Annotated in this window: 19 protein-coding genes; 8 read left to right on the plus strand and 11 right to left on the minus strand. The window is 46.6% G+C overall.

Translation table 11 applies throughout. The features are described from left to right. Positions 1–32: 32 nt before the first annotated feature. Both OH458_RS00910 and OH458_RS00915 read right to left on the minus strand, forming a co-directional pair. Positions 33–1,208: a lytic polysaccharide monooxygenase gene (locus OH458_RS00910; protein WP_269976971.1), complete on the minus strand. Its 1,176-nt coding sequence runs from the start codon at positions 1,206–1,208 to the stop codon at positions 33–35. 147 nt (positions 1,209–1,355) lie between these two features. Then, positions 1,356–2,441 carry an AraC family transcriptional regulator gene (locus OH458_RS00915; RefSeq protein WP_269976972.1) on the minus strand — a complete coding sequence of 362 codons (1,086 nt, stop codon included), beginning with the start codon at positions 2,439–2,441 and terminating at the stop codon, positions 1,356–1,358. A gap of 130 nt (positions 2,442–2,571) precedes the next feature. On the opposite strand from OH458_RS00915, the gene OH458_RS00920 reads away from it, so the two are divergent. Both OH458_RS00920 and OH458_RS00925 read left to right on the plus strand, forming a co-directional pair. Continuing rightward, positions 2,572–3,591, plus strand: coding sequence for a DUF2804 domain-containing protein (locus OH458_RS00920; protein WP_269976973.1), 1,020 nt, complete (start codon positions 2,572–2,574; stop codon positions 3,589–3,591). Positions 3,592–3,603: 12 nt separating this feature from the next. Continuing rightward, a complete protein-coding gene (locus OH458_RS00925) occupies positions 3,604–4,452 on the plus strand; it encodes a sterol desaturase family protein (RefSeq protein ID WP_269976974.1) in 849 nt (282 codons plus the stop codon). A gap of 27 nt (positions 4,453–4,479) precedes the next feature. On the opposite strand, the gene OH458_RS00930 is transcribed toward OH458_RS00925, so the two are convergent. Both OH458_RS00930 and OH458_RS00935 read right to left on the minus strand, forming a co-directional pair. Continuing rightward, positions 4,480–4,962, minus strand: coding sequence for a hypothetical protein (locus OH458_RS00930; protein ID WP_269976975.1), 483 nt, complete (start codon positions 4,960–4,962; stop codon positions 4,480–4,482). Next, entirely contained in the window at positions 4,959–5,291 is a 333-nt protein-coding gene (locus OH458_RS00935) for a DUF805 domain-containing protein (RefSeq protein WP_269976976.1), read from the minus strand. Before OH458_RS00935 ends, OH458_RS00930 begins: the two co-directional genes overlap by 4 nt. A 197-nt stretch (positions 5,292–5,488) precedes the next feature. Between OH458_RS00935 and OH458_RS00940 the strand changes: the two genes are divergently transcribed. Together OH458_RS00940 and OH458_RS00945 are read left to right on the plus strand one after the other, a co-directional pair. Beyond that, a complete protein-coding gene (locus OH458_RS00940; RefSeq protein ID WP_269976977.1) occupies positions 5,489–6,565 on the plus strand; it encodes a helix-turn-helix domain-containing protein in 1,077 nt (358 codons plus the stop codon). A gap of 487 nt (positions 6,566–7,052) precedes the next feature. Beyond that, on the plus strand, positions 7,053–7,652 hold the full coding sequence (locus OH458_RS00945) for a thiol:disulfide interchange protein DsbA/DsbL (protein WP_038134258.1): 600 nt from the start codon (positions 7,053–7,055) through the stop codon (positions 7,650–7,652). Positions 7,653–7,699: 47 nt separating this feature from the next. On the opposite strand, the gene OH458_RS00950 is transcribed toward OH458_RS00945, so the two are convergent. Next, on the minus strand, positions 7,700–7,870 hold the full coding sequence (locus OH458_RS00950; protein ID WP_190277896.1) for a membrane lipoprotein lipid attachment site-containing protein: 171 nt from the start codon (positions 7,868–7,870) through the stop codon (positions 7,700–7,702). 129 nt (positions 7,871–7,999) lie between these two features. Here OH458_RS00950 and OH458_RS00955 point away from each other — a divergent pair, with 129 nt between their 5' ends. Both OH458_RS00955 and OH458_RS00960 read left to right on the plus strand, forming a co-directional pair. Next, positions 8,000–8,701, plus strand: a complete 702-nt coding sequence (locus tag OH458_RS00955) for a DNA-3-methyladenine glycosylase I (protein ID WP_269976978.1) — start codon at positions 8,000–8,002, stop codon at positions 8,699–8,701. 262 nt (positions 8,702–8,963) lie between these two features. Beyond that, a complete protein-coding gene (locus OH458_RS00960) occupies positions 8,964–10,850 on the plus strand; it encodes a bifunctional diguanylate cyclase/phosphodiesterase (RefSeq protein ID WP_269976979.1) in 1,887 nt (628 codons plus the stop codon). A gap of 66 nt (positions 10,851–10,916) precedes the next feature. On the opposite strand, the gene OH458_RS00965 is transcribed toward OH458_RS00960, so the two are convergent. After that, positions 10,917–11,375 (minus strand): MarR family winged helix-turn-helix transcriptional regulator, encoded by a 459-nt coding sequence (locus OH458_RS00965; RefSeq protein WP_038134254.1) that lies wholly within the window; start codon positions 11,373–11,375, stop codon positions 10,917–10,919. A gap of 113 nt (positions 11,376–11,488) precedes the next feature. Between OH458_RS00965 and OH458_RS00970 the strand changes: the two genes are divergently transcribed. Next, the gene (locus OH458_RS00970) at positions 11,489–11,911 is read left to right on the plus strand and encodes an organic hydroperoxide resistance protein (protein WP_005474031.1); all 423 of its coding nucleotides are present in this window, start codon (positions 11,489–11,491) and stop codon (positions 11,909–11,911) included. Positions 11,912–11,988: 77 nt separating this feature from the next. On the opposite strand, the gene metE is transcribed toward OH458_RS00970, so the two are convergent. Continuing rightward, entirely contained in the window at positions 11,989–14,271 is a 2,283-nt protein-coding gene (gene metE / locus OH458_RS00975; RefSeq protein ID WP_269976980.1) for a 5-methyltetrahydropteroyltriglutamate--homocysteine S-methyltransferase, read from the minus strand. 268 nt (positions 14,272–14,539) lie between these two features. On the opposite strand from metE, the gene metR reads away from it, so the two are divergent. Next, a complete protein-coding gene (metR, locus tag OH458_RS00980; RefSeq protein ID WP_269976981.1) occupies positions 14,540–15,451 on the plus strand; it encodes an HTH-type transcriptional regulator MetR in 912 nt (303 codons plus the stop codon). A 41-nt stretch (positions 15,452–15,492) separates the two neighbouring features. Here metR and OH458_RS00985 read toward each other — a convergent pair whose 3' ends face one another. The 4 genes from OH458_RS00985 to OH458_RS01000 all read right to left on the minus strand — a co-directional run bounded on the left by OH458_RS00985 (position 15,493) and on the right by OH458_RS01000 (position 21,544). Continuing rightward, positions 15,493–15,693, minus strand: a complete 201-nt coding sequence (locus tag OH458_RS00985; RefSeq protein ID WP_005474111.1) for a DUF4250 domain-containing protein — start codon at positions 15,691–15,693, stop codon at positions 15,493–15,495. Positions 15,694–15,765: 72 nt separating this feature from the next. Continuing rightward, positions 15,766–16,446 (minus strand): hypothetical protein, encoded by a 681-nt coding sequence (locus OH458_RS00990; RefSeq protein ID WP_269976982.1) that lies wholly within the window; start codon positions 16,444–16,446, stop codon positions 15,766–15,768. Between the two features lie 72 nt (positions 16,447–16,518). Then, entirely contained in the window at positions 16,519–18,996 is a 2,478-nt protein-coding gene (locus tag OH458_RS00995; RefSeq protein ID WP_443088486.1) for an EAL domain-containing protein, read from the minus strand. Between the two features lie 100 nt (positions 18,997–19,096). After that, entirely contained in the window at positions 19,097–21,544 is a 2,448-nt protein-coding gene (locus OH458_RS01000; protein ID WP_269976984.1) for a sensor domain-containing protein, read from the minus strand. Positions 21,545–21,653 lie beyond the last annotated feature (109 nt).

Here is a 21,653-nt window from a genome sequence, read left to right on the forward strand (position 1 = left end):
GCAGTTTGCTTAATGGTCACTGACGTCTAGTATTAGCGCCACACGCCCCACTCTCCCGTGGTTCCAGGCTCCTCTCCTGTGGTCCACCACTGCGCCGTCCACTCTTTACCGTTATGAGTCACGGTGTCGCCTTGAGTATAAACCGCATCCTTTTTCCACTGATTGACCGGCTCAACCGGCGGTACATCCGCTTTAATCAATGACAGCGCATAGCTGTATGTCCCATTTGGTGCTAGCACTTGATTAGCGTAAATATTTGATGAGTCGAACATATAGTGGTTCATCTCTTGATGCCAAATACCCACATACCAATCGCCCGTTTGCTGCGCGTTAAATTGATCCGCCAGCTCAGCCGCCCATGTGTTTGTATTGGTTGCACCAATCGGGTGATTGATATCAACAATTTCCTGACCTGATGCATCAAAGGTGCGGAAACGCACAGTGTCGCCAGCCTCTACAGGTCCAAAGCCTTGAGGAACAAAGTAACCTAGAGCCGTTAGATTATTACCTGGATCTGTTGGCTCTCCGGGGTTCGTTGGCGGCGTGGTGCCATTTCCTCTCAATGTAATGTCACTACAGTTGTAAAAGCCTTCACCCGCTACATCAATACGTTGCCAACGCGTATAAAGAATGGCATCACCTGTGCGCTCTGCAGGAAACGTGACCTTCATTCGGTAGCGCTTCTCAGCATCGACAGGCACATCGCCAGCTGTATCTATGAGTTCTAAATCGTCCCACGTTAAAGGTTGCGTTTCATCGTAGCCTGGTTTGGTTAAGTAAAACTCCCAGTAAGACGGGTTGTGAGGCGCTTTGCCAAAAAAGACCAATTCAATCTGGTTGTTTTCATCCGGATTGACATTCGTGCGCTGCCAATGCGTCGACGGAATACTTAACCCTTTCTTCGCTGCATCGCCCGCTGAACATAACTGGCCATCTGGAACGATCGCTTTAACATGGGCCATATCGCGATAGTTAGGTACGTTCGCGGCAACCTCACTTCGCTGGACGAAGTGATACGCGCCAGACTCATTAAACGCTGCCTGACATGCTGAATTTGGAATTTCATTGGTCCAGAACCCGCCATCTTCATAACAAATGTTTTGACGGGCATTCGGAAACTCCACCCAGCCGTGAGCGTGAACATTGAACGAGAAAAGCGCGGAGGCCCCCCCTAGGCTCAACAGTGCGATATTTAACTTCGATTTCATAATTCATCCTTAAATGTGCTGACAATCTACTCAAAAACAAGTAGTTAACTATGGACAACACAAAACTAGCAGGCTGCTTTTATTTATCTGACGAATTAATATCAAACTTTGTTAGAGCATCGTTTGCTTTCCAACATTTTTGTCATGTTAAGTAGCACGTAAAAAATCTTTTCGAGTCACTTCAAAGCTGGCCTCCCCTTGCACGTGGGTACTACGCAGACTCGAAGGCGTAAGTTTTGTCATGGTTCGAAATGCACGGCGAAAATTGGCGACATCGCTATACCCTAAACGATAGCCAATCTCTTCCACAGTAAGTTCCGTTTGCAGTAGTAGCTCGGTCGCCAAGCTGGCCATAACTTCATTGCGAAGCGCTTGATACGTGACACCGTACTTGGCAAGCTCTCGCCTCATCGTCCGAGAAGAACAGCCATAATCTTGAGCAAGCTCTTCTAAAGACGGCGGCGTCATTGGCTGTTGATAAAAGCGAGATTTGATCTGTTGAACAAGCGACTGAGGTGATTCAAGTGTCTCAACAATTGACTGACAAGAGCGCAGTGAGTGTCTCAAAGCCACCGCATCATATTGAGCAACTGGCAACTCAAGCGCTGAACGCGGAAAAATCAGTTCAATGTTTGCTTGGTTAAAATTTACAGGGCACTCAAATACCGACCGATACTGATGGCAATAAATCGGGGAGGAATACGGCAAGGAGAGTTGGATCAACGGCATTGCCTGCCCCGTAAGTTGGCGATATATCGACACGACTGCGGCGAGAAAAAACTCACAGCAAAATGGCAGCAACTCACTAATGTCGAGCGCCTCTTCTATCTGCAGCGCCGCGCGTTCGCCATCTACAGTCAATCGCACTGTAAATAGTGGACCATTCAACCTCAAATATTTAAAGCCAGTTTTCACTGCATCCAACACTGAGGGGCTGGTTCGAATCGCATAGCCAAGGACGCCGAACTGATGTAAATCCATTTGTCTACCCGCAAGCAATCCTAGCCCCTCGTTTGGGTACAATTGCACTGCCGCGTGAAACAATCTGAGCTTGTCTGTATAGCTTAATGTCGACTCACTTCGGCTCCACTCGTATTCAGCAATACCTTGCTGCGCCAACAACGATGGAAGGTCAGCGCCTTTTGACTCCAAAGCCCGAACTAACAAGGCAATATCCAATGTACCGAGCTGGCTGCGGTGATCCATCGCGAGATACTGGGCGATCAGTTGCAAGACATGTCTCCTTAGGCATCAAGTTGAATTAAAGTGATCAAGATGACTTTAATGTCCGAATATGACCTCACAAAAAGGCAAGTTTCAAGCAAGAATAATAGAAATGTGAACAAAAGGTTAAAATCAACTCATGCGAGAGCATCATCTTTTTCCAGCCCCAGAGACATTGATCAATAAGGATGGTCGTCCTCTATTTGGTCAAATCAACGGTATCCCGAAAAAGTTGGGGCTTGAGCACTATGAACGCCTGAATGACATGGATAAACCCGTCGGATCGCTCAGCAAACACTTTGCCTACAAGCAATTTCAATTTGTCAGCGTGTTTGTCGACCACTTTGTGATCGGCGTGGCTATCGCTGATATCCGCTATCTTGGATCGGCATTTTGCTACGTTTACGACCTTAATGAAGACAGAATGGTCGAAGAAAACTGGCTTCGTCCTCTTCACTTTGATAAGCAAATGTCTGATTCCCCGTACCAAGGCACCAGTTGGATTGCCGGAAAGCGAATCCAATTTCACATTCTTGACGCTAGTTGGCAGGTTTCAATCAACACTTCTGCCATTCAAGCCCGCCTCTCTTTAACCGCCCCACCAGACAGCAAGCCACTGTCGATGTGCACGCCAACAGGCTATTCAGGTTGGACGTATACTGCGAAACACAATGCCCTGAGTGTGACAGGAGAGCTCACTATCAACGGATTACCAATCAAGCTTGATAGCGCCTTAGCGGGTTATGATTTTTCGGCGGGTTATATGCGTCGAGAAACGAGTTGGCGCTGGGCTAGCATCAGCACACAAAGTGCTGGCGCTACACTTGGCCTAAACCTCGCGGCGGGCGTTAACGAAACCGGCAGCTGCGAAAACGCTATGTGGGTCAACGGTCAACGACACTTACTCGGTCCAGTCCACTTTGAGTTTCAACGTACGTCTCCTCACTGTGATTGGCGACTGTTTTCAGAATCAGGAGAAGTCGATCTGCTATTTACGCCGAAAAACAAACGCAGTGAAAAGCTAAACCTTTGGCTGCTCAAAAGTAACTTTCGTCAGTTCATCGGTCACTTTTCAGGCACACTTAAAGATAACAGTGGTCAAGTTCATACACTCGATAACGTGTTAGGGCTAACGGAAGACCATTTTGCGCGTTGGTAGGAGGAAGTAAAAATGACAGTCGATAGTTTAGTCAATCACCCAGAATGGCTGTTGATCGTTCTCGCACCTGTGTTTGTTCTTTGTATGCTTGCGGAGTATTGGCTGGGGCAACGCAGGCAAAAACTGCCAGAAAACTCACGCTATTCATTACCAGAAACACTATGTAACTTTACGTTGGCAGGAATGCACCAAATAGCCGATCTGCTTACCGGATTAGTTATCGCCAATCTATATCTTTGGTTATTTGATTGGCGCTTGTTTGATATTTCGATGACGGCGCTTAGCTTTCTCGCACTAATGATATTGCAAGATTTTTGCTACTACTGGTTTCATCGAGCAAGCCATCGAGTTCGCTGGATGTGGGCAGCCCATGTTGCACACCATAGCTCTGAAAACATGAACTTCAGCACCGCATTTCGGCAAAGTTTAATGTACCCGCTCGCAGGCATGTGGCTGTTTTGGGTGCCGCTTGTAATCATCGGTTTCGAGCCAAAGTGGGTCATCTTCGTTGTGTTACTCAACCTTGGGTTGCAGTTTTTCGTCCATACCCAGTGGATTCGAACCTTGGGGCCACTTGAGTTCATCTTTAACACGCCTTCTCACCATCGTGTTCATCACGGTACCAACCCACAATACATCGACAAGAACTACGCTGGCGTATTGATCATCTGGGACAAACTGTTTGGCACCTTTGAGCCAGAAATCGAGCCTGTACGCTATGGTATTACCAAACCGATCCACAGTTTTAACCCAATTACCGTCACCTTTCATGAATGGCGAGAAATGTGGTCTGCCGCATTTGGCAAACCACTCTCTGTTAAGCAAAGACTCAGCGTACTGTTTTCGCCTCCCAAGGACTAAATGATCAGGTTCGGCGGCCCGAATATTTTACCAACAGATAGGCGCAGGTCGGTCATCCAGCAACCAAGAGATCCAACGCCTTCTCGAGTTAAGGATAAATCCTTCACCTGCGGTAATGCCGCTCACGATTCTAGCATCGGCTTGCCTAGCTTCTGTCACGTAGGAGATTCGCCAATCGGTGCTGTTAACTCTTTTTCCTTGGTTGAGCGCATCACTTAACGCTTGGCTGGTGATAATCATCGTTAATCCCTTAGCCGATTCGATACCAATATCCACATCACCGACCTCTCCGATTGCTACGGGGACCTCCAGCGAACAGTGACGCCCCTGTTGATCAATGCTGATGTATTGACCGCTGCCTACTCTCCCTTTTATCCAAAGCAACTCACCTTGTGTGGTTGACTCCACGGTCAAGACTCCGATTGCATCTTTGGGTAGCTCAGGGTGATGCTTAGCAACGGCATAACCAGAACAACTGAGTAGCAGTCCAAATATGATCCAGATTTTCATACCGCCTCCTCACGTGCTAAACCAACACCGGGTTTTGCGAGAAAGCAAATTAGCCAGATTGGACCAATGACCGGGACAAGAAATACCCATCCCCACCAACCACTACGCTCAATGTCGTGTAAACGGCGTACGACGATAGAAATCATGGGCACAAGACTGACAACGCCATAAATAAGGTCCGCCCCAATTGTTGCAGCCGTCATCACATCCCATGTAATGCATAGCAGAGTCACCGCTATGTGTACCCCGGTAAAAGACCAAAATGCATGACGAGATGCACGGCCATCAAACTGAAATGCGTGTTTCCATGCCAGAAAATAATAAGACATCGTGTCCTCCTTAGTTTGTCAGAGAACACAGTAGGAAAATAACGATGAGCATGCGTCCTAAAACCCGTTCTAGGACGTTCTAAAACCGATTTTCGTCCATCGCAGACTGTTTATTGGACAAGGGTTTGATTATCCTAAGAGCTTGTCAGTACAAGGTAACTACCAAGAAACGTTTCCATAAAATCAAGGAAAGAGAAATGTTAGCCATTCCCGTCCCATTCGTTGTCTCCATGCTGTTTGGACTGTTCGCCATTACCTTATATATGCGAGATTCACAGCAAACGAAGGGCGCTTGTGGGTTTTTGTTGCTCTGCTGCGTCACGACATTTGTCGTGGGGCTAAGATGGTATTTACCGCTCCCAGTTTTCCACTATGTACAACCTGTATTGGCGTGTTTGATTCCCGTTTCTGCGTGGATTACCTTTGCTCATATTGGGGAAAAAAGCCGAGCCCACACTCACTTGATCAGTCCGCTTGTCGTCATCGTTAGCTTACCGATCCAAGATTGGCTGATGGTTTCCGTCGACTTTATCTTAACGCTCATCTACCTTGGTTACGGTTTCGCTCTATTGCGACAATCGCAGCTTCGCAATGCGATGCTCAATGTCTCTTTAGGTCACTGGGAATCAGTTCAAAAATCACAACGAATCGCTGCAACCGCTCTGCTCTTATCGGCAGTCATCGACATTGGCATATCGGTTGATTTCGCCATCAATCAAGGCTCCTACGCCATCTACATTTTAACCACCGCTCACTTACTGCTTTTACCGATCCTATCACTGGCCGTCGTCACTGCCGCCATCCACACGCCGATACAAGAGGAGGTGTTAGACGTGTCGCTGTCAAAGGAACCTTGTACCACTAGCAGAATGCAGCCAACAACTGGAGCAGAAACATCCCTACCCGAGTCAACTGCAAAAGAGATCATCCAAGCACTCGACGAAAACATGCGTCGTAAATCAAGCTACCTTGATCCTGAACTGACGCTTTCCAAGTTGTCGAGAAAGCTTGGTTACCCAGCAAAACAGATCTCCATCGCCGTTAACCAAGTCCATCAACGCAATATATCCAAACTCATTAACGAATATCGGATCCAACACGCCCAGAAAGCACTGGTAGAAACCAAAGACAGCATCACCCAGATATCACTGAGCAGTGGCTTTCAGACTAAATCAAATTTCAACCGAGAGTTTTCGCGCGTTAGCGGCATGTCACCGAGTCAATATCGCAAAGAACATCGCGCGGTAAAAACGGATGCAACAAATAACGGTTAACAGAACGTTTTTATTTAGTTTTAAATCAGTTAAGCTAGCGGCGATGTATTTTGAGGATGGGTTATTGCCAGTTCAACGCCAGTTTTGTATTACCTTTTTAGCTGTATTTGCGCTGTTTTTTACCTGCGTAGCGGTGAGTGTGCAAGCTGAGGAACATCATTGGCCGCTTAACCCTCATGCTGGTAACCTGCTAAGTGTGATTGCGCCAATACATAACTTGGAGTGTACTCAGCACGAACCGACTAGCACCAGCAACCATCAATGCTGCGCGTCCATTTGCTTGCTTAAAATGCCTTGCGCCCACTGCATTAGTACCCATTCTTTACCGATTTCCTCACTCGCCCTTATTGGCCAAGATGATAATCAAAAAGCGATAACACGAATTCAAACACTGTTTCGCCCTCCTATTATTACGTCCTAAATTTCGCAAACACCCTGCGGCCTGATGCTGCAGCACTATTTGATTCACTTAATTTAGGATTATGCAATGAAGACGTTATTTGCACTATTTTCTACGCTATTGCTGGCGCTAAATGTACACGCGGCACAATTTGAAGAAGGGACACACTACACAGTTTTATCCGGAGAGAAGGCCTCCAAGCCGAAAGTCACTGAGTATTTTTCGTTCTACTGCCCCCACTGTTACAAGTTTGAACCTGTGATTGACAACCTAAAAGCCTCACTGCCAGACGGGGCCACATTTGAAAAAGTGCACGTCGCTTTTATGGGAGGCAACATGGCAGTCCCAATGGCAAAGTCATACGCGACCATGGTGGCATTGAATGCTGAGAAGACGATGGTGCCAGCGATGTTTAAGCAAATTCATGACCTACGCAGCGCACCAAAAGATGAAGCGCAGTTGCGCCAAGTCTTTATCGACAACGGTATCGATGGCGCAAAGTTTGACTCTGCGTACAACAGCTTTGTCGTAAGCTCTATGCAGCGCAGCTTTGATAAGCAATTTAAGCAGAGCACCTTAACTGGCGTTCCTGGCGTTGTGGTAAACGACAAATACATCGTCAAAGCGGACCAAATCCGTTCTTTTGAAGAGTACAACCAACTGGTTAACTACTTACTGACCCTGTAGCGACCAAACCAATCAACAAGGCCAGCATCACGCTGGCCTTTTTTAATCTAGCAATTGCCCTTTTTCGCTTGACCAGGAGGACAGAAACGATCACCGCTTGTCGAAGACTCTTTATTTTTCAGTTTGACTTCCACATCTCTGTACTCGCCCTCCACGCTGGTGATCTGGCAGCCAGCAAGCAGTGCAGCAAAGCACAATGCAAAACAGGTTTTCTTCATCTTTTTACTCCTTACGTTTAGGTCACTGACTTTATGTTTGCCACGCCTTAGAATGTCATTGAGTCGTTAATTCGTGTCTTGACTCGGTTAAGACGAGAAGAAAGTTAAACGTTACAAGGAGTCATCACATTGGCTTTAGAGAAATTTGCAGACATCTATCAACGCGCCGCCAAGCGAAAAGGCGGAGTAAAACAACTTGAATCCATACTTGCGACGCCATTAAGCAAAAACGCAATCGCGTCAATCCCTAATGACCGCTGGCTATCTGCATTGAGCATGAAGGTCTTTCAAAGTGGCATATCGTGGAAAGTGGTACGTAACAAATGGCCTCAGTTTGAAGAGGTGTTTTTTGGTTTCAAAATAGAGCCCTTGCTGATGATGTCGGACGAACAGTGGGACGACAAAGCAGCCGATACCCGAATTATCCGCCACCATACCAAAGTCAAATCGATACGCGCCAACGCGCAAATGATCTATGAAGCTTCACTGAAACACGGCAGCTTTGGTCAGATGATCGCCAACTGGCCAGATGATGACATCACAGGTCTATGGTCCTACTTAAAAAAACAGGGACAACGACTGGGCGGAAACACAGGGCCTTACAGTCTTAGGCAAATGGGCGTGGACACCTTTATCTTGTCTAAGGATGTTGAGGCATACCTACGCAGTTACCAAGTGATTGAAGGCGGCAGAGACACCAAACGTTCACTGGAGTCTGTCAACAAAGCCTTTGCTCATTGGCAGAAAGAGAGTGGCCGCAGTCTGACTCATATTAGCCAAGTGATCGCCTTTAGCGGTGGAGACAATCGTGTCCAGAGTCCGATTGAATAGCAAAAATCCCGTCCATTCAGCTTACTTCAAATTACGACCAACAATTTCTTCAATTGAGCATACCCGTAAGCTGAACCGTTACTCGTATGTGAGGTGATTGATTCGTACTTTTTTGAGTTTGAATTCCTGTAGAAATTAGCTTTGAACGTTAACATTAAAGCATTTACAGCAATTATGGATTCATATCACCTATACTAAAAATCAAAGCGACTCAACTCATCGCTGAGTGAACACCGTCACTATCAGGCAAAGGATTAGCGTCATGGCAGACATAGATACCTCTCAATTAGTCGTTCCAGATTCTGTACTTAATAGCTGGCAAGAAATTGTTGATTTGGTTGCCAAGATGACGCAATGCCCTGCCGCGCTAGTTATGCGTATTCATGAAAATGACATTGAGGTATTTTCTAGTAGTCGAAGCGAAAACAACCCTTACGCACCAAATGCCAAAGACTCACTCGGGCATGGTCTGTACTGTGAAACCGTGATTAGCGAGCGGCGTATGCTGAACGTACCCAATGCGCTCAACGACCCAGAATGGGATAGCAATCCAGACATCAAGCTGGGTATGATTTGTTACTGCGGACTGCCTGTGTTTTGGCCAGATGACACCCCTTTTGGCACCATCTGCATGCTCGACAGCCAAGAGCGCTACTTTGATGAAGATGCGATGTCGCTGCTTGGTCGTTTTCAAACAGCCATCGAGGGCCAGCTAGAAACCCTATATCGCAAAGCAGAGCTTGCCGTACTCAATCAGGAGTTAGAAAACAAAGTCGCAGAAAGAACCAAGACACTTGCCGATCTCAGCAGTCGCTTACTCAAAGAAATTGAGCAGCGCACCGCAGCGGAAAGCCACTTGGATTTTCACCTTCACTACGACCCGCTCACTAAACTCCCCAACCGAGTCACACTGGCCGACGATCTCGCCAAACAGATGTCCTCTCTAGAAGACGATGAACAAATTACCCTGATTTATTTCAGTTTGAGAAACTTTAAGTTTGTGAACGCAAGCTATGGTTACATGTTCGGTGATCAGATTTTGTCGTCACTGAGCCAACGAATCTGCCACAAGCTGCCCAAAAAGTGGAAACTGGCCAGAATTGTTGGCTCAGATTTCGTTCTCGCCGCTCAGCATCTGCGTACCCCCGAGCAGCAAGAAAAAGCCATAGAACGAATTACCAATGCATGCACTCAGCCTTTTAATGTCAACGGTATGAGTATCAATTTGCAATGTAACTTGGGAATTGCTGTCTTCCCAATGGATGCAACAGACTCATTTAGCCTTATTCAGCGAGCCTGCTCAGCAATGAGTGAAGGTAAAAAAGAAGGTTTGCAGGTTGCTTACTTTAATGCGGCAGCACAAAAAGCCGCTGAAGAGCGCTTACGACTAGAATCACACCTTTCTAAAGCGCTGGAGAAAAACGAACTCGAGGTTCATTTCCAGCCAATCATTTGCCTCAAACAAGGGGGAAAGATCATTGGTGCTGAAGCGCTATTACGATGGAACAATCCAATACTGGGGCAAGTGTCGCCAGACCGTTTTATCCCTCTCGCGGAAAGCAACGGCCAAATAATAGAAATCGGCTACTTTGTTTTGCATCGAGCACTGAAGCAAGCTGCAGAGTGGCATCGCGCATCCCCGCACTCGTTTAAAATGGCGATCAACATCTCACCAATCCAATTCCAAGAGCAGCACTTCGTCCAACACTTACAAGACATCATTGAACTTTACCAACTGCCCGCGAAGTGCATTGAACTGGAACTAACAGAAGGTATTCTGTTGCAAGATGAAGAGTATGCGCAAAATGTCCTTGCTCAGTTGCGTCAATTTGGCGTCAGCATTTCTCTTGATGACTTTGGTACTGGGTACTCTTCACTCAGTTATCTGCAAAAATACGCGTTCGATACGCTAAAAATTGATCGCAGCTTTATTAGTCAGTTAGAGCACAATCAACACAACCGAGAGCTGACAAGAGCCATTATCGCAATGGCACGCAAACTTAATATGATGGTGATAGCCGAAGGGGTTGAAGAGCGCTATCAGGAAGACTTTATTCGAACCGAAGAGTGCAACTACGCTCAAGGTTTTTTGTATGGTAAAGCAGTTCCGGCTGATGAGTTCACGCAACAAATGACCAATGGACTTTAGTTGAATCAAGCGTATTGGCATTCGCCAACAATAGACACTTATCACCCCATCGGCTTGGTGGGGTAATTAACCTAGCTTGCTCAGTACTTTTTCACACAGCGTCTTCAACGAGATAAGTTCTTCAAGCTCTAAGTTAATTTTGCACTTCATCGCATTCGGAACGGCTTTTGCGGTTTGTTTGAGCGTTTGCCCAGATGAGGTGAGGTTTAGCACTCTTACCCTTTCGTCCGTCTCGCTTCGCCCTCTTAGCACGTAGCCTTTACTTTCCAAACGCTTTAACAAGGGAGTCAATGTTCCAGAATCAAGGTGCAAGCGCGAACCAACATCTTTGACACTTGCGCCATCTTGCTCCCACAGCACCATCATCACCAAGTACTGAGAGTAAGTCAGATCCAATTCGTCAAGCAGAGGACGATAAGCTCGAATCACCGCATTTGCCGCACTGTAAAGTGGAAAGCAGATCTGGTTATCAAGCAGCAGTTTCTCATCATCACTCAAACTTGGTTGCGTTTGGCATTCACTCATAATGTCACCTAAAAAATAAATTGCGCACAATATAGTTGCATTCTACATGGATTTCGATATAAGATTGCAAGCAATTAAATTGCGCGCAACTTAAATTAATAAGAAAACTCTCCATGACTACCCTATACAAGACTCAAGCAACAGCACTCGCAGGTCGTAATGGCCAAGTAAAAACAGATGATGGACTTCTCGACTTAGAACTTTCTTACCCTAAAGAGATGGGGGGCAGTGGCGCTGCGACCAACCCAGAACAGTTATTTGCTGCGGGCTACTCTGCGTGTTTCTCAAACGCTATTCTACATGTCGCTCGTGAAGCAAAAGTTGCGCTAAAAAACGCGCCAGTTACTGCTGAAGTGGGCATTGGTCCTAATGAAACAGGGGGCTTTGCTTTAACGGTGAGTTTAGCGGCAGAGTTGGATTTACCTCAAGAGCAAGCACTGGAACTGACAAAAGTCGCCCACCAAGTTTGTCCTTACTCAAACGCGGTTCGTGGTAACATTGACGTTAAAGTCACGGTGAACGGCCAAGCAATTTAATCAGCCGACACATTCATCCACTGCCATAGAAAACAAGCCGATCATGTGATCGGCTTGTTTCGTTTCTCTTTCGCGCTTTATGCGTACTCTTTACGCAGTTTCTTCGCAGCTGACACCATGTTGGCTAACGAGGCTTCCGTCTCTTCCCAGTTTCGGGTTTTCAGACCACAATCTGGATTCACCCAAAGCCTCTGTGCAGGAATCTTCTCCGCCGCAGTCGTCAACAATCCTTCTATCCACTCTTGCGTCGGTACATTTGGCGAATGGATATCATAAACGCCAGGGCCGATTTCATTTGGGTAGTTAAACTCTTCAAATGCTTTCAGCAGTTCCATGTTTGAGCGAGAGGTTTCAATGGTAATCACATCTGCATCAAGAGCGGCTACTGAATCAATGATCTCATTGAACTCCGAGTAACACATGTGGGTATGGATTTGTGTTTCTGGCTTAGCGCTCGATGCAGAGATCTTAAATGCGTCTACCGCCCACTCCAAATACGCTTTGTGATCGCGCTTTTTCAGCGGTAAACCTTCACGAATCGCAGGCTCATCGATCTGAATGATGTTAATGCCCGCATCTTGCAAATCAGAGACTTCATCACGTAGCGCCAGCGCAAGTTGGTCGGCGATCTGTTTGCGAGAAATGTCTTCTCTTGGGAAAGTCCAACATAATATGGTCACCGGGCCAGTCAACATGCCTTTCATCTGCTTGGAGGTAAGGGATTGTGCGTAGGTCGACCACTCTACGGTAATCGGTTTTTCACGTTCAATGTCCGCCACAACGATAGCCGGTTTCACGCAGCGAGAACCATAGCTTTGAACCCAACCGAACTTAGTGGTTTGGAAGCCAGCCAAATTCTCGGCAAAGTATTCAACCATATCGTTACGCTCTGCTTCACCGTGCACAAGGACATCTAAGTCAAGGGCCTCTTGGCGTTTAACGGCGTCTTCGATGTGCCCTTTTAGTGCCACTTCATACTCTTGCTGCGACAATTGACCCGAGCGAAACGCACTGCGTTGGACTCGAATTTCACTGGTCTGCGGGAATGAACCAATGGTCGTCGTTGGGAACAAAGGCAGCCCTAAAACTTCACTCTGATGCGCTGCTCGTTCTGGGTAAGGGGCCGTTCGCTCAGTGAGTTGTTTAGTAATTCCGTTTAGGCGAGCCTGTACCTGAGGTTTGTTTACGTGAGTCGCGGTTTTACGCGCTTGAATTGGGGCGCTATAAGTATCGCAAGCCAGAATCGCCTCTTGATCGCCATCAAGCGCTTTGCCAAGTAGCGCAACTTCCGTCACTTTTTGCTTAGCGAAGGCAAACCAACTGCGCACTTCCTCAGAAAGTTCTGTTTCAAGCGATAGATCAACAGGGCTATGTAGCAGAGAACAAGAACTTGCCACCCACAGTTTATCACCCAGTTTGTCTTTAACCGGTTGTAGCAGTGCAAGCTGAGCGCTTAAGTCTGCGCGCCACACGTTACGCCCATTAATCACACCCGCAGACAATACCCAATCTTTAGGTAATTTATTTGCCACCAGCTCCAACTGTTCTGGGGATGCCGACAGGTCAATGTGCAAGCCGTCAACGTTGAGCTCAACAATTTTGTCTAACGTATCGAGAACAGAATCGAAATAGGTTGTCAGTAGCACTTTTACGTCTGTTCGAATCACTTGATACGCTAGCCTAAACGCGTCAAGCCATGGTTTTTCAAGCTCAAGAGATAAAATAGGCTCATCAATTTGGACCCACTCTACGCCTAAGTTGGCCAACTTTGACAAGATCGCTTGGTAAGCTGTTAACAGACGCGGCAACAAACTCAAGCGATCAAAGCCCTCTTCCACCTCTTTACCCAAATAAAGGTAACTCAGCGGCCCTAGTAGGACAGGTTTAACTTTGTGACCGGCTTGAATTGCTTCATTCACCTCTTCAAACAGCTGAGGCCAACTCACCTCAAAAGTATCTTCTTGGCTGAACTCTGGCACAATGTAGTGATAGTTGGTATTGAACCACTTGGTCATATCAGACGCCGCACTGCCGCTGCAACCGCAGTTCGCCTGAGATTGTCCGCGACCAACCTTAAACAAGGTATCTAAATCAGGAAAACCAGAACGGTGGCGTTTAGGCACATGACCTAACAATAACGTGGTAGTGAGAACATGATCATACCAAGCGAAATCGCCTGCCGTCACATAGTCTAAGCCAGCTTGTTGCTGAGTTTGCCAGTTGCTGACACGTAGCTCTGAACCAACCGATTTCAATTGAGCTTGGTCAATCTCGCCTCGCCAATATTTCTCTAGGGCAAATTTTAGCTCTCGTTTTTCGCCAATACGGGGATAGCCAAGGATGTGAGTCGTTGTTGTCATAATCGTCGTCCTGTCATTCTTTTCATTCACAATGTTTATATTTTTTAGCACACCAAAGGCGTCTGGATGGCTAAAATATTGCGCTAAACCCTAGACGAAGCAATCTCCAAATATTCAACTTGTTTATTAGTTTTGTTCATGATGGCTCGACAATATTGAAGCAAAATGAAGAAAACCAAATATTTTAGACGTCTAGATGTTTACACTTCTTTATAAACGACGTATGTTGAAAACACTCATGCGGAATAACTCAGTTTGAAAGGAACTCATGGTAGAGCTCAAGCATTTAAAAACGTTAACCACATTGCGTGATACAGGATCATTGACCGCCACTGCCACCGCTTTGCACCTAACTCAATCGGCCCTATCACATCAATTGAAGGATCTAGAGGCTCGGATTGGAGGCGCTTTGTTTCTGCGTAAAACTCGACCAGTAAAATTCACCTCCGAGGGTGAGATTTTGCTTCGGCTTGCGGATGATGTGCTTCCCCGTTTGGCCAAGGCAGAGAACGAGTTAGCCAGCCTGAAAGAAGATGTGAACGGACGATTGCACATGGCGATCGAATGCCACTCGTGTTTTCAATGGCTGATGCCCGCATTAAGGGAGTATCAAGTCGCGTGGCCGAGTGTTACGTTAGACTTTTCCTCCGGTTTTGGGTTCGAGCCTTTGCCAGCATTGATTGGAGGGGAATTGGATCTAGTGATTACATCTGACATTGCCCCGCGCTCAGAAGTCCACTACGAGCCGTTGTTTGATTTTGAAATGCGACTTGTAACGGCAACCACACACCCTCTGGCAAGCCGTGCGCGCATTGAACCTCAGGACTTAGCCGATCAAACCATGCTCTCTTACCCGGTTCAGAAAAGTCGTCTCGATGTGGTCAAACATTTCCTTCAGCCAGCTGGCATTGAGCCCGCTCGTTGGAAGCAGTCTGACAATACGCTGATGCTGATCCAGATGATCTCGGCCGGCCTTGGGGTTGCAGCACTGCCCAACTGGGCCATCAGCGAGTTCTCTCGTCAAGGATTGATTACGAGTATCCCGCTTGGTGAAGGATTATGGCGAAGATTGTTTGCCGCAACGCGACATGCTGATAAGGATAAGCGTTACTTGCAAGCCTTTTTCAATACCGCTCGCCAGCAATCAAAGAGTCATTTGGAAGGGATAAAAACAGTATAAAAAAGGAGGCAGTTGCCTCCTTTTCACTATAAAGTGGTCGATTATCTAGAATAAGACTTAAATTGATTGGTGAGCGGATCATATTGGTAGCCCAACACATCCAGTTTCCCCACCACGGACTCAACGTCCATTTCGTACATACTGACTAACTCATCAAAGCTACCGCATTCCAACCGAAGCTTTTCGTTAACGATACCTAGCAGAATGACGCTATCAAAGCGGCTCACATTGCTCAGATCCATAGCCACGCTCCTTTCTTAGTACGCCTACTAACAAGCCTAGCCACAATTGAGCAAATTTAAAGTGAGCCCAGTCTAAAGTGCAAACAAAGCTTGGTTGGATGTCACCGCCAGCAGCATCACCGCAAGCGCAAATCCTAACTGTGGCTTGCTGATTTCGCGCGATAGCAACATGTGCCAGCACCATACAACAACCGCAGCAATCATGAGTGCAAAACCAATCAACAAGGGTTGCAGCACACTCATCAGCACCTGCTCATCCAAAGATGCCGCTTTAAGTGCAATAGCCAGTGTCATCAGCATCGCAGAAATGACACCCGACACGGGAAGAATTCGGTGAAACGCCTGAAGTCGAGTTCGTGCGACGGTCAGCAACAGATGCGCAAACAATGCACCAAGCAGCGCGATCTGGACAAAAACATTAATGCCCCCTGCGAGACTCGCTTGCTCTGCGATCATGATTGCGACATAAGAGAGCGCCAAACCATTCGCTAGATACATCACCCAAAGTGGGCCCTGATCGCGGGTCTTTTTGGTTTGTACTTGGGAGTAGAAATAGGCGATGGCAAACACCACCATCATTGCTTCTACCTTCAACGAAGCAACGGCAAGCCACATCACAGCAAGGGCTGGGAGTACTTTGTGAATTCGTCCACGTTGACCGGGACAAATTTCACCTTTAATTAAGATTAACGTCAAAATAAGCTGTGCGCCCAAAAGCATCGGAGCCGACACGGCCAAAAATTGCTGCACCATGATGTCATGTTCTGTTTGAAAGTGATGGGTGCGGATAATAGCAAACTTACCGCTTGGGTGTTAGCGTGGCGGTTAACGTAAACTCGCAAAGTAGTTTAAGACATCTTGCGTCGTAACGATCCCGAGGTACTCACCCAGCTCGTTTTCAACAATCCAAGGCAATTTGATCCCGCTTCGAATCAGATCGGAGATCTCTATCAACTTCATCTGATAGGAGATCTTGTGTACCTCTGGCTGCATCACTTGGTTTAACCGCTTTTTCGCTATGGTCATGTCTTTGGTCGTTTCGAGCTTGGTCCCTAACGTAGGCGTAATGTGGAAGTTGAGCTCCTTGCGACCGACAATACCCAAGCAAGTCTGCCCATCAATGATTGGCACAACTTGAATGTTGTAACGACCAGACTCAAATATCTCCAACGCCTGATCCAAGGTATCTCTTGGCGCCAAAGTAGGAATATGAGTTTGGGTAATGCTAAGTATACCCACTTTACGCATACTCGACGTGCGACTGAGAAAGTCTTCCAACTTGTCGTAATAGCCCCACGCCTTCTCTAACTCATTGAGAGGCAGCGGTTTAGAAAAGAAGTAGCCTTGAATAAAATCCACCCCTAGTCCACACAACACTTCTAATTCATGTCGCGTTTCCACACCTTCCGCCACCACTTTAACGCTGAGTGTATGCGCCAGCTCTGTGATCATTTTGACGATGAAATACTGATGCGAGCCCATTTTAATATCGGTGACAAATTCTCGATCAATCTTAAGCAAATCAAAGTTTGAATCACTTAAATAACTGAATGAGCTGTAGCCTGTGCCAAAGTCATCAATCGCGATGCTCACTCCTTTACGGCGAATGCTGCGAATCAATGCAGATTGGCGAGATTCACTATCAAAGTAAGCACTCTCGGTAAGCTCGATGGTCACAAGTTCCGGCGTTTTTGCGTACTGATAAATCAATGATTCGGCGCTCTGCAGCACTTCGTCCACGTCCAGCTTGGTGTTGAGTGAACGGTTTATTGTCACACCTAGCTTGGCGCCAAAACGTTCCTGAATTGCTGTCAGCTCTTCGAGCGCCCTTTTCCCTGCGCACCAATCCAAATCAGCCACGAGATCGAGGTCCTCTGCGATGGTCACCATCTCTTGCGTATTGAGCATCTGCCCATTTGGCCCTTTAAATCGACTTAGCGCTTCGAACTTCACAATGTCCCACGTTCTTACGTCGACAATCGGTTGGTAATACACCTCAACACTTTGCGATTTAATCAGCTTGGCCGCCCATTCTTCTAGCTCTTTTCGTCTCAATACCTCTTTGTGAATCGCACCATGATAAAACGTAATCTGCCCTTGGCTGTTATTGCTTTGCTCCAATAAGGCTTGCACCGCATGACTAACCAGCAGTTTGGGATTGTAAGTATCGTGACCGAGCACTGAAACGCCCACTTTTCCCTTTAGAATCGCGCGGTGGATTGCTTTGCCTGCTGACTGATTCAGGGTTGAGAAAAAACGGCGAATGGTTTGGTGAATGATCCGCACTTGGCCGGGAGAATCCGTTTTCGGACACTCTAAACACGCCACAAAATGGTTGTTACCAATATACCCCACTTGCTGCGCGATACGATTGCGTGACAGGTGTTCCGAAAGCGTCGATTTGAGTTCAAAATCGTCCTTCTGCTCAAAACGAGGGACAAATGCCACCACCATACTGATCGCCTCGGAGCTATCGTTTATCCAACGCTTCGCCACCATCTGGGTAAATTGCGATTCGGTGGGAAGTTGAGTTAACAGCTCGACGCCACCGAGCTCAATGTCTGCGACGCGATATAGATTTTTCGACAAATCCAGATAATAGCCAAGGTAAAACAGCTGACCAGCAAACGTCACTCTTTGTAGAGTCAGATCTTGGGGTATGGTTTTGCCATCGACCTGCTTGATGAGTACAACACCGGACCAATACCCTTTACTGTCTACATCAGACCAAATCGATTGGTAGAACTCTTCACTATGCTTATCTGAGTTGAGTGTATCAACAGACTTCATCAACAACTCTCTGGCGCTGTAACCAGTGTGATCGAGGAAATAGGTGTTGCAGGCAAGCATCGACTTGTTGCTGTTGAGTAACACAACGCCATGATGCGGGTTTTCAAACAACTGCTGGAAGAACTCATTGAATAGTGCAGTAGAGACAGAAAAATAGAGCAAAGGGGTAATGTGCCCTTTTACCGTCAAGGTATTCTCTGCACTAAAAGAGAAATTGACGTAGCAACACTGGTCACCATCGAGCGTCATACAACAGGCATAATTTAACGTCCGCTGACAACGACATGCTTCTTTTATGAGGTCAATAAATTTGGTTTGATCGCTGTAATCTAAGCAAGCAAGTATTACGTTTCCTGACACATTGGGCAAACGTGACTGCAAAAGCAAACCAAGCGCTTGTCTGTCAACATCGAGCTTGTGATGTTTAATGTCCCAAGTCCAAGCAATAGAAGTGAGCGGCGCCCCTATTTCACGACTCAAGTCAGATTCCGTTACCTTTGGCCCACTAAGCATTATCCACTGCTCACCTAAAATTAGCTCCCTTTACCCTTAACTTTAGGACAAGAGTCTTAGTTACACCTAAGCATTAGAATAACAATTGATAAATTTAACTTTAATCTTCTACACAGAAACTCAATACCGTCGCCATTTCCACTAACCCTTTGAACACCCCAAGCTCATCAGTCAATATCCAAGGCAAAGGCGTGCCTTGCGTAACGAGTCGGTGAACCTCTTTTACTGGCGTATGCCAATCGAGTACCGTTCCTCCGGGGGTCATCATTCGGTTGACACTCTTATGCCAATTATTTTTCTCTTTGCTTGTTTCGAGATCCGTGCCCATCGTTGGCGTCATATGTAAATGCATGGTTGTTCGCGACAGCACACCGACACATTTTTTATTGTCAATCACAGCCAAGTAATCGCCATGAGACACATTAAAATATTGATGCGCGAGGGATAACGGATCTCCTGGATCAAGGTGATGGCTATTTTTGCTAACCAGCTTCATGAGAGTTTGTTCTGGTGCACTTGGTGCGGTTTTCGGCCACCGGCAATAATGCTCGTGGGCGACGATTTGCTTTGTACTTTCTGGTTTTGCAAACAAGTAACCTTGAATGTAGTCCACCCCAAGTTCAGTCAGCAAAGCCAACTCACTTTCTGTCTCTACCCCTTCGGCAATCACATCAAGATTGAGCTGATGTGCCAGATGCACAAGCGTATGGACAATATGATACTCCCGCGTTTCTTTTTCTAATCCGGAGATAAACTGGCGATCAATCTTGAGTACATCAAAGAAACTCTTGGTTAAGTAATGGAACGAGGCACATCCAGAGCCGAAATCATCAACAGCAATTTTTACCCCTGCATCGCGAAGCGTTTGAATCAGTTGCTGGCTGTTGTCTGAATTGTCCAAAAAAGCACTTTCGGTAAATTCTATGTTTAAGCAATCTGGGGACAAACCAGCATCATCTAGCGCGAGTGCGGTATGCTTCAGCACATCGACAATGCCAACATCGGTATTCAATGAGCGATTGACTGACAACTGCAAGGTGTCGCCAAACCGCTTTTGTAGTGCTTTGAATTGTTCAAATGCCATCCCACAGACCAAATTATCTAACTCGAAAATTTTGCCCATATCTTCAGCGACCTGAATATAGTCTTGGGTGGTCGCAGGTTCCGACTCCAAAGGGGGGAAACGGCACAGCGCTTCAAATTTCTCTACGCACTGCTGCTTTACGCTGACTATGGGTTGGAAATAGACCTCTACATTTTTGTTCAGCATCGATTTTTGCACATGTGCTTCAAGGCGTTTCTTGCGCTCAATTTGCAAATGGATCGAGCGATCATAAAACGCGATGCGTTTATTTTCTCCTGAATGAAGTTCGAGAATCGCTTGGCAAGCATGAGACACAAGCCGATTGGGCGTCTCAGCGTCCACACCATAGATTGAAACGCCCAACAGCCCAGTCTTTAAAACCTCATGAATATCCTTAGTAGCATGCTTAAAACAATGGAAAAAGGTCGTTAATGTCTTGGCGATGTCTCGTACCCGTTGCTCTGGGTGTTCAACCACCACAGGCAAACAGGCTAGAAAGCGTCCGCTGTCCATATACCCTGAAAACAACGCGCTGGTTTTCTCTTTTAGATAAGCGGCAAAACGTTTTTTTTGCTCGTTGGTGCCCTTTGAAGCAAAGCGCGGCTGGATGGCGAGAACCAGTAAGGTATTGTCTCGGTCCGTCGCTTTACATCGCTTGGTCAGCTGGGCAAGAAAATGATCCGACGTCGGTAATTGCGTCAGGATATCAACCCCGCCAGACTGGGTGTCTTCCAATCGATCGAGATCAGACGATAGATCTGTACTCAAGCCGATATAATAGTCTTCCCCACTCCCCAAGCCAATTTTCTGGATCGTTAAGCTCTGGGGAAACACCTTACCTTGTGCATGACGTGAAAGCAGTACCCCATTCCAATATCCCTTGGAAGCTAATGATTCCCATAGTGCCCGATAATGCTCGTCATCATGACTCGAAGAGTTAAAGATGTTGGTTTTTAGTCCGACAAGTTCATTGCGAAGATACCCCGTCATCTTTTCAAAATAGTGATTACAGGCAAGGATGCGCGTATCCGAATCAGTCACTACCACACCGTGATGCTGATTTTCAAAAATGCCGTAAAATATCTCTGATGCTTCTTGCGCATTCGAAATGACCAAGCAAGGCGAGATCGTGCCTTTCAGGTGATATTCATCCGCTTTGTACATGTAGATTTCAACGAATGTAAACAGTGATGTGGGTGTCACAAGGCAGCAATGGAGGTAACAATCCTCGCCAGTCGTCAACGCGGTTTGAAACGCGCGCTTCACTCTATCTCTTTGACCTGGTGGGACTAAGCGAATCAAACGTGTCGCCGAGAAGGTTGAATACACCTCGCCAAACATCAAGGTTTGCCCTTCGTTATCGCAATAGAAGGCTTGTGTTTTAAGGTTCATCGCCCAGTCGTAAACAACGTACTTGCTTTTTCTGCCCTGTAGCTGAGGCGCAGTAGCATGCGGCTCATTCATGACATCATCCATCTCAATACCCAACCAGTTTTATACTTCTATAATTAAATCTATCGCATTTAGCGCAATGTTGACGTTAATCCGCTAACAAATTGGGCAAATATCCTTT

This window comes from Vibrio sp. MarTm2 (assembly GCF_027587055.1).
GTDB lineage: Bacteria > Pseudomonadota > Gammaproteobacteria > Enterobacterales > Vibrionaceae > Vibrio > Vibrio sinaloensis_D.

Bases quoted from the DNA above. Each gene is read 5' to 3' on its own strand.
- metR (WP_269976981.1), top strand. From the start codon at position 14,540: ATGGTAGAGCTCAAGCATTTAAAAACGTTAACCACATTGCGTGATACA.
- OH458_RS00995 (WP_443088486.1), bottom strand. From the start codon at position 18,996: ATGCTTAGTGGGCCAAAGGTAACGGAATCTGACTTGAGTCGTGAAATA.
- OH458_RS00935 (WP_269976976.1), bottom strand. From the start codon at position 5,291: ATGTCTTATTATTTTCTGGCATGGAAACACGCATTTCAGTTTGATGGC.
- OH458_RS00960 (WP_269976979.1), top strand. From the start codon at position 8,964: ATGGCAGACATAGATACCTCTCAATTAGTCGTTCCAGATTCTGTACTT.
- OH458_RS00990 (WP_269976982.1), bottom strand. From the start codon at position 16,446: ATGGTGCAGCAATTTTTGGCCGTGTCGGCTCCGATGCTTTTGGGCGCA.
- OH458_RS01000 (WP_269976984.1), bottom strand. From the start codon at position 21,544: ATGAATGAGCCGCATGCTACTGCGCCTCAGCTACAGGGCAGAAAAAGC.
- OH458_RS00985 (WP_005474111.1), bottom strand. From the start codon at position 15,693: ATGGATCTGAGCAATGTGAGCCGCTTTGATAGCGTCATTCTGCTAGGT.
- OH458_RS00930 (WP_269976975.1), bottom strand. From the start codon at position 4,962: ATGAAAATCTGGATCATATTTGGACTGCTACTCAGTTGTTCTGGTTAT.
- OH458_RS00965 (WP_038134254.1), bottom strand. From the start codon at position 11,375: ATGAGTGAATGCCAAACGCAACCAAGTTTGAGTGATGATGAGAAACTG.
- OH458_RS00950 (WP_190277896.1), bottom strand. From the start codon at position 7,870: ATGAAGAAAACCTGTTTTGCATTGTGCTTTGCTGCACTGCTTGCTGGC.
- OH458_RS00920 (WP_269976973.1), top strand. From the start codon at position 2,572: ATGCGAGAGCATCATCTTTTTCCAGCCCCAGAGACATTGATCAATAAG.
- metE (WP_269976980.1), bottom strand. From the start codon at position 14,271: ATGACAACAACGACTCACATCCTTGGCTATCCCCGTATTGGCGAAAAA.
- OH458_RS00940 (WP_269976977.1), top strand. From the start codon at position 5,489: ATGTTAGCCATTCCCGTCCCATTCGTTGTCTCCATGCTGTTTGGACTG.
- OH458_RS00910 (WP_269976971.1), bottom strand. From the start codon at position 1,208: ATGAAATCGAAGTTAAATATCGCACTGTTGAGCCTAGGGGGGGCCTCC.
- OH458_RS00970 (WP_005474031.1), top strand. From the start codon at position 11,489: ATGACTACCCTATACAAGACTCAAGCAACAGCACTCGCAGGTCGTAAT.
- OH458_RS00925 (WP_269976974.1), top strand. From the start codon at position 3,604: ATGACAGTCGATAGTTTAGTCAATCACCCAGAATGGCTGTTGATCGTT.
- OH458_RS00945 (WP_038134258.1), top strand. From the start codon at position 7,053: ATGAAGACGTTATTTGCACTATTTTCTACGCTATTGCTGGCGCTAAAT.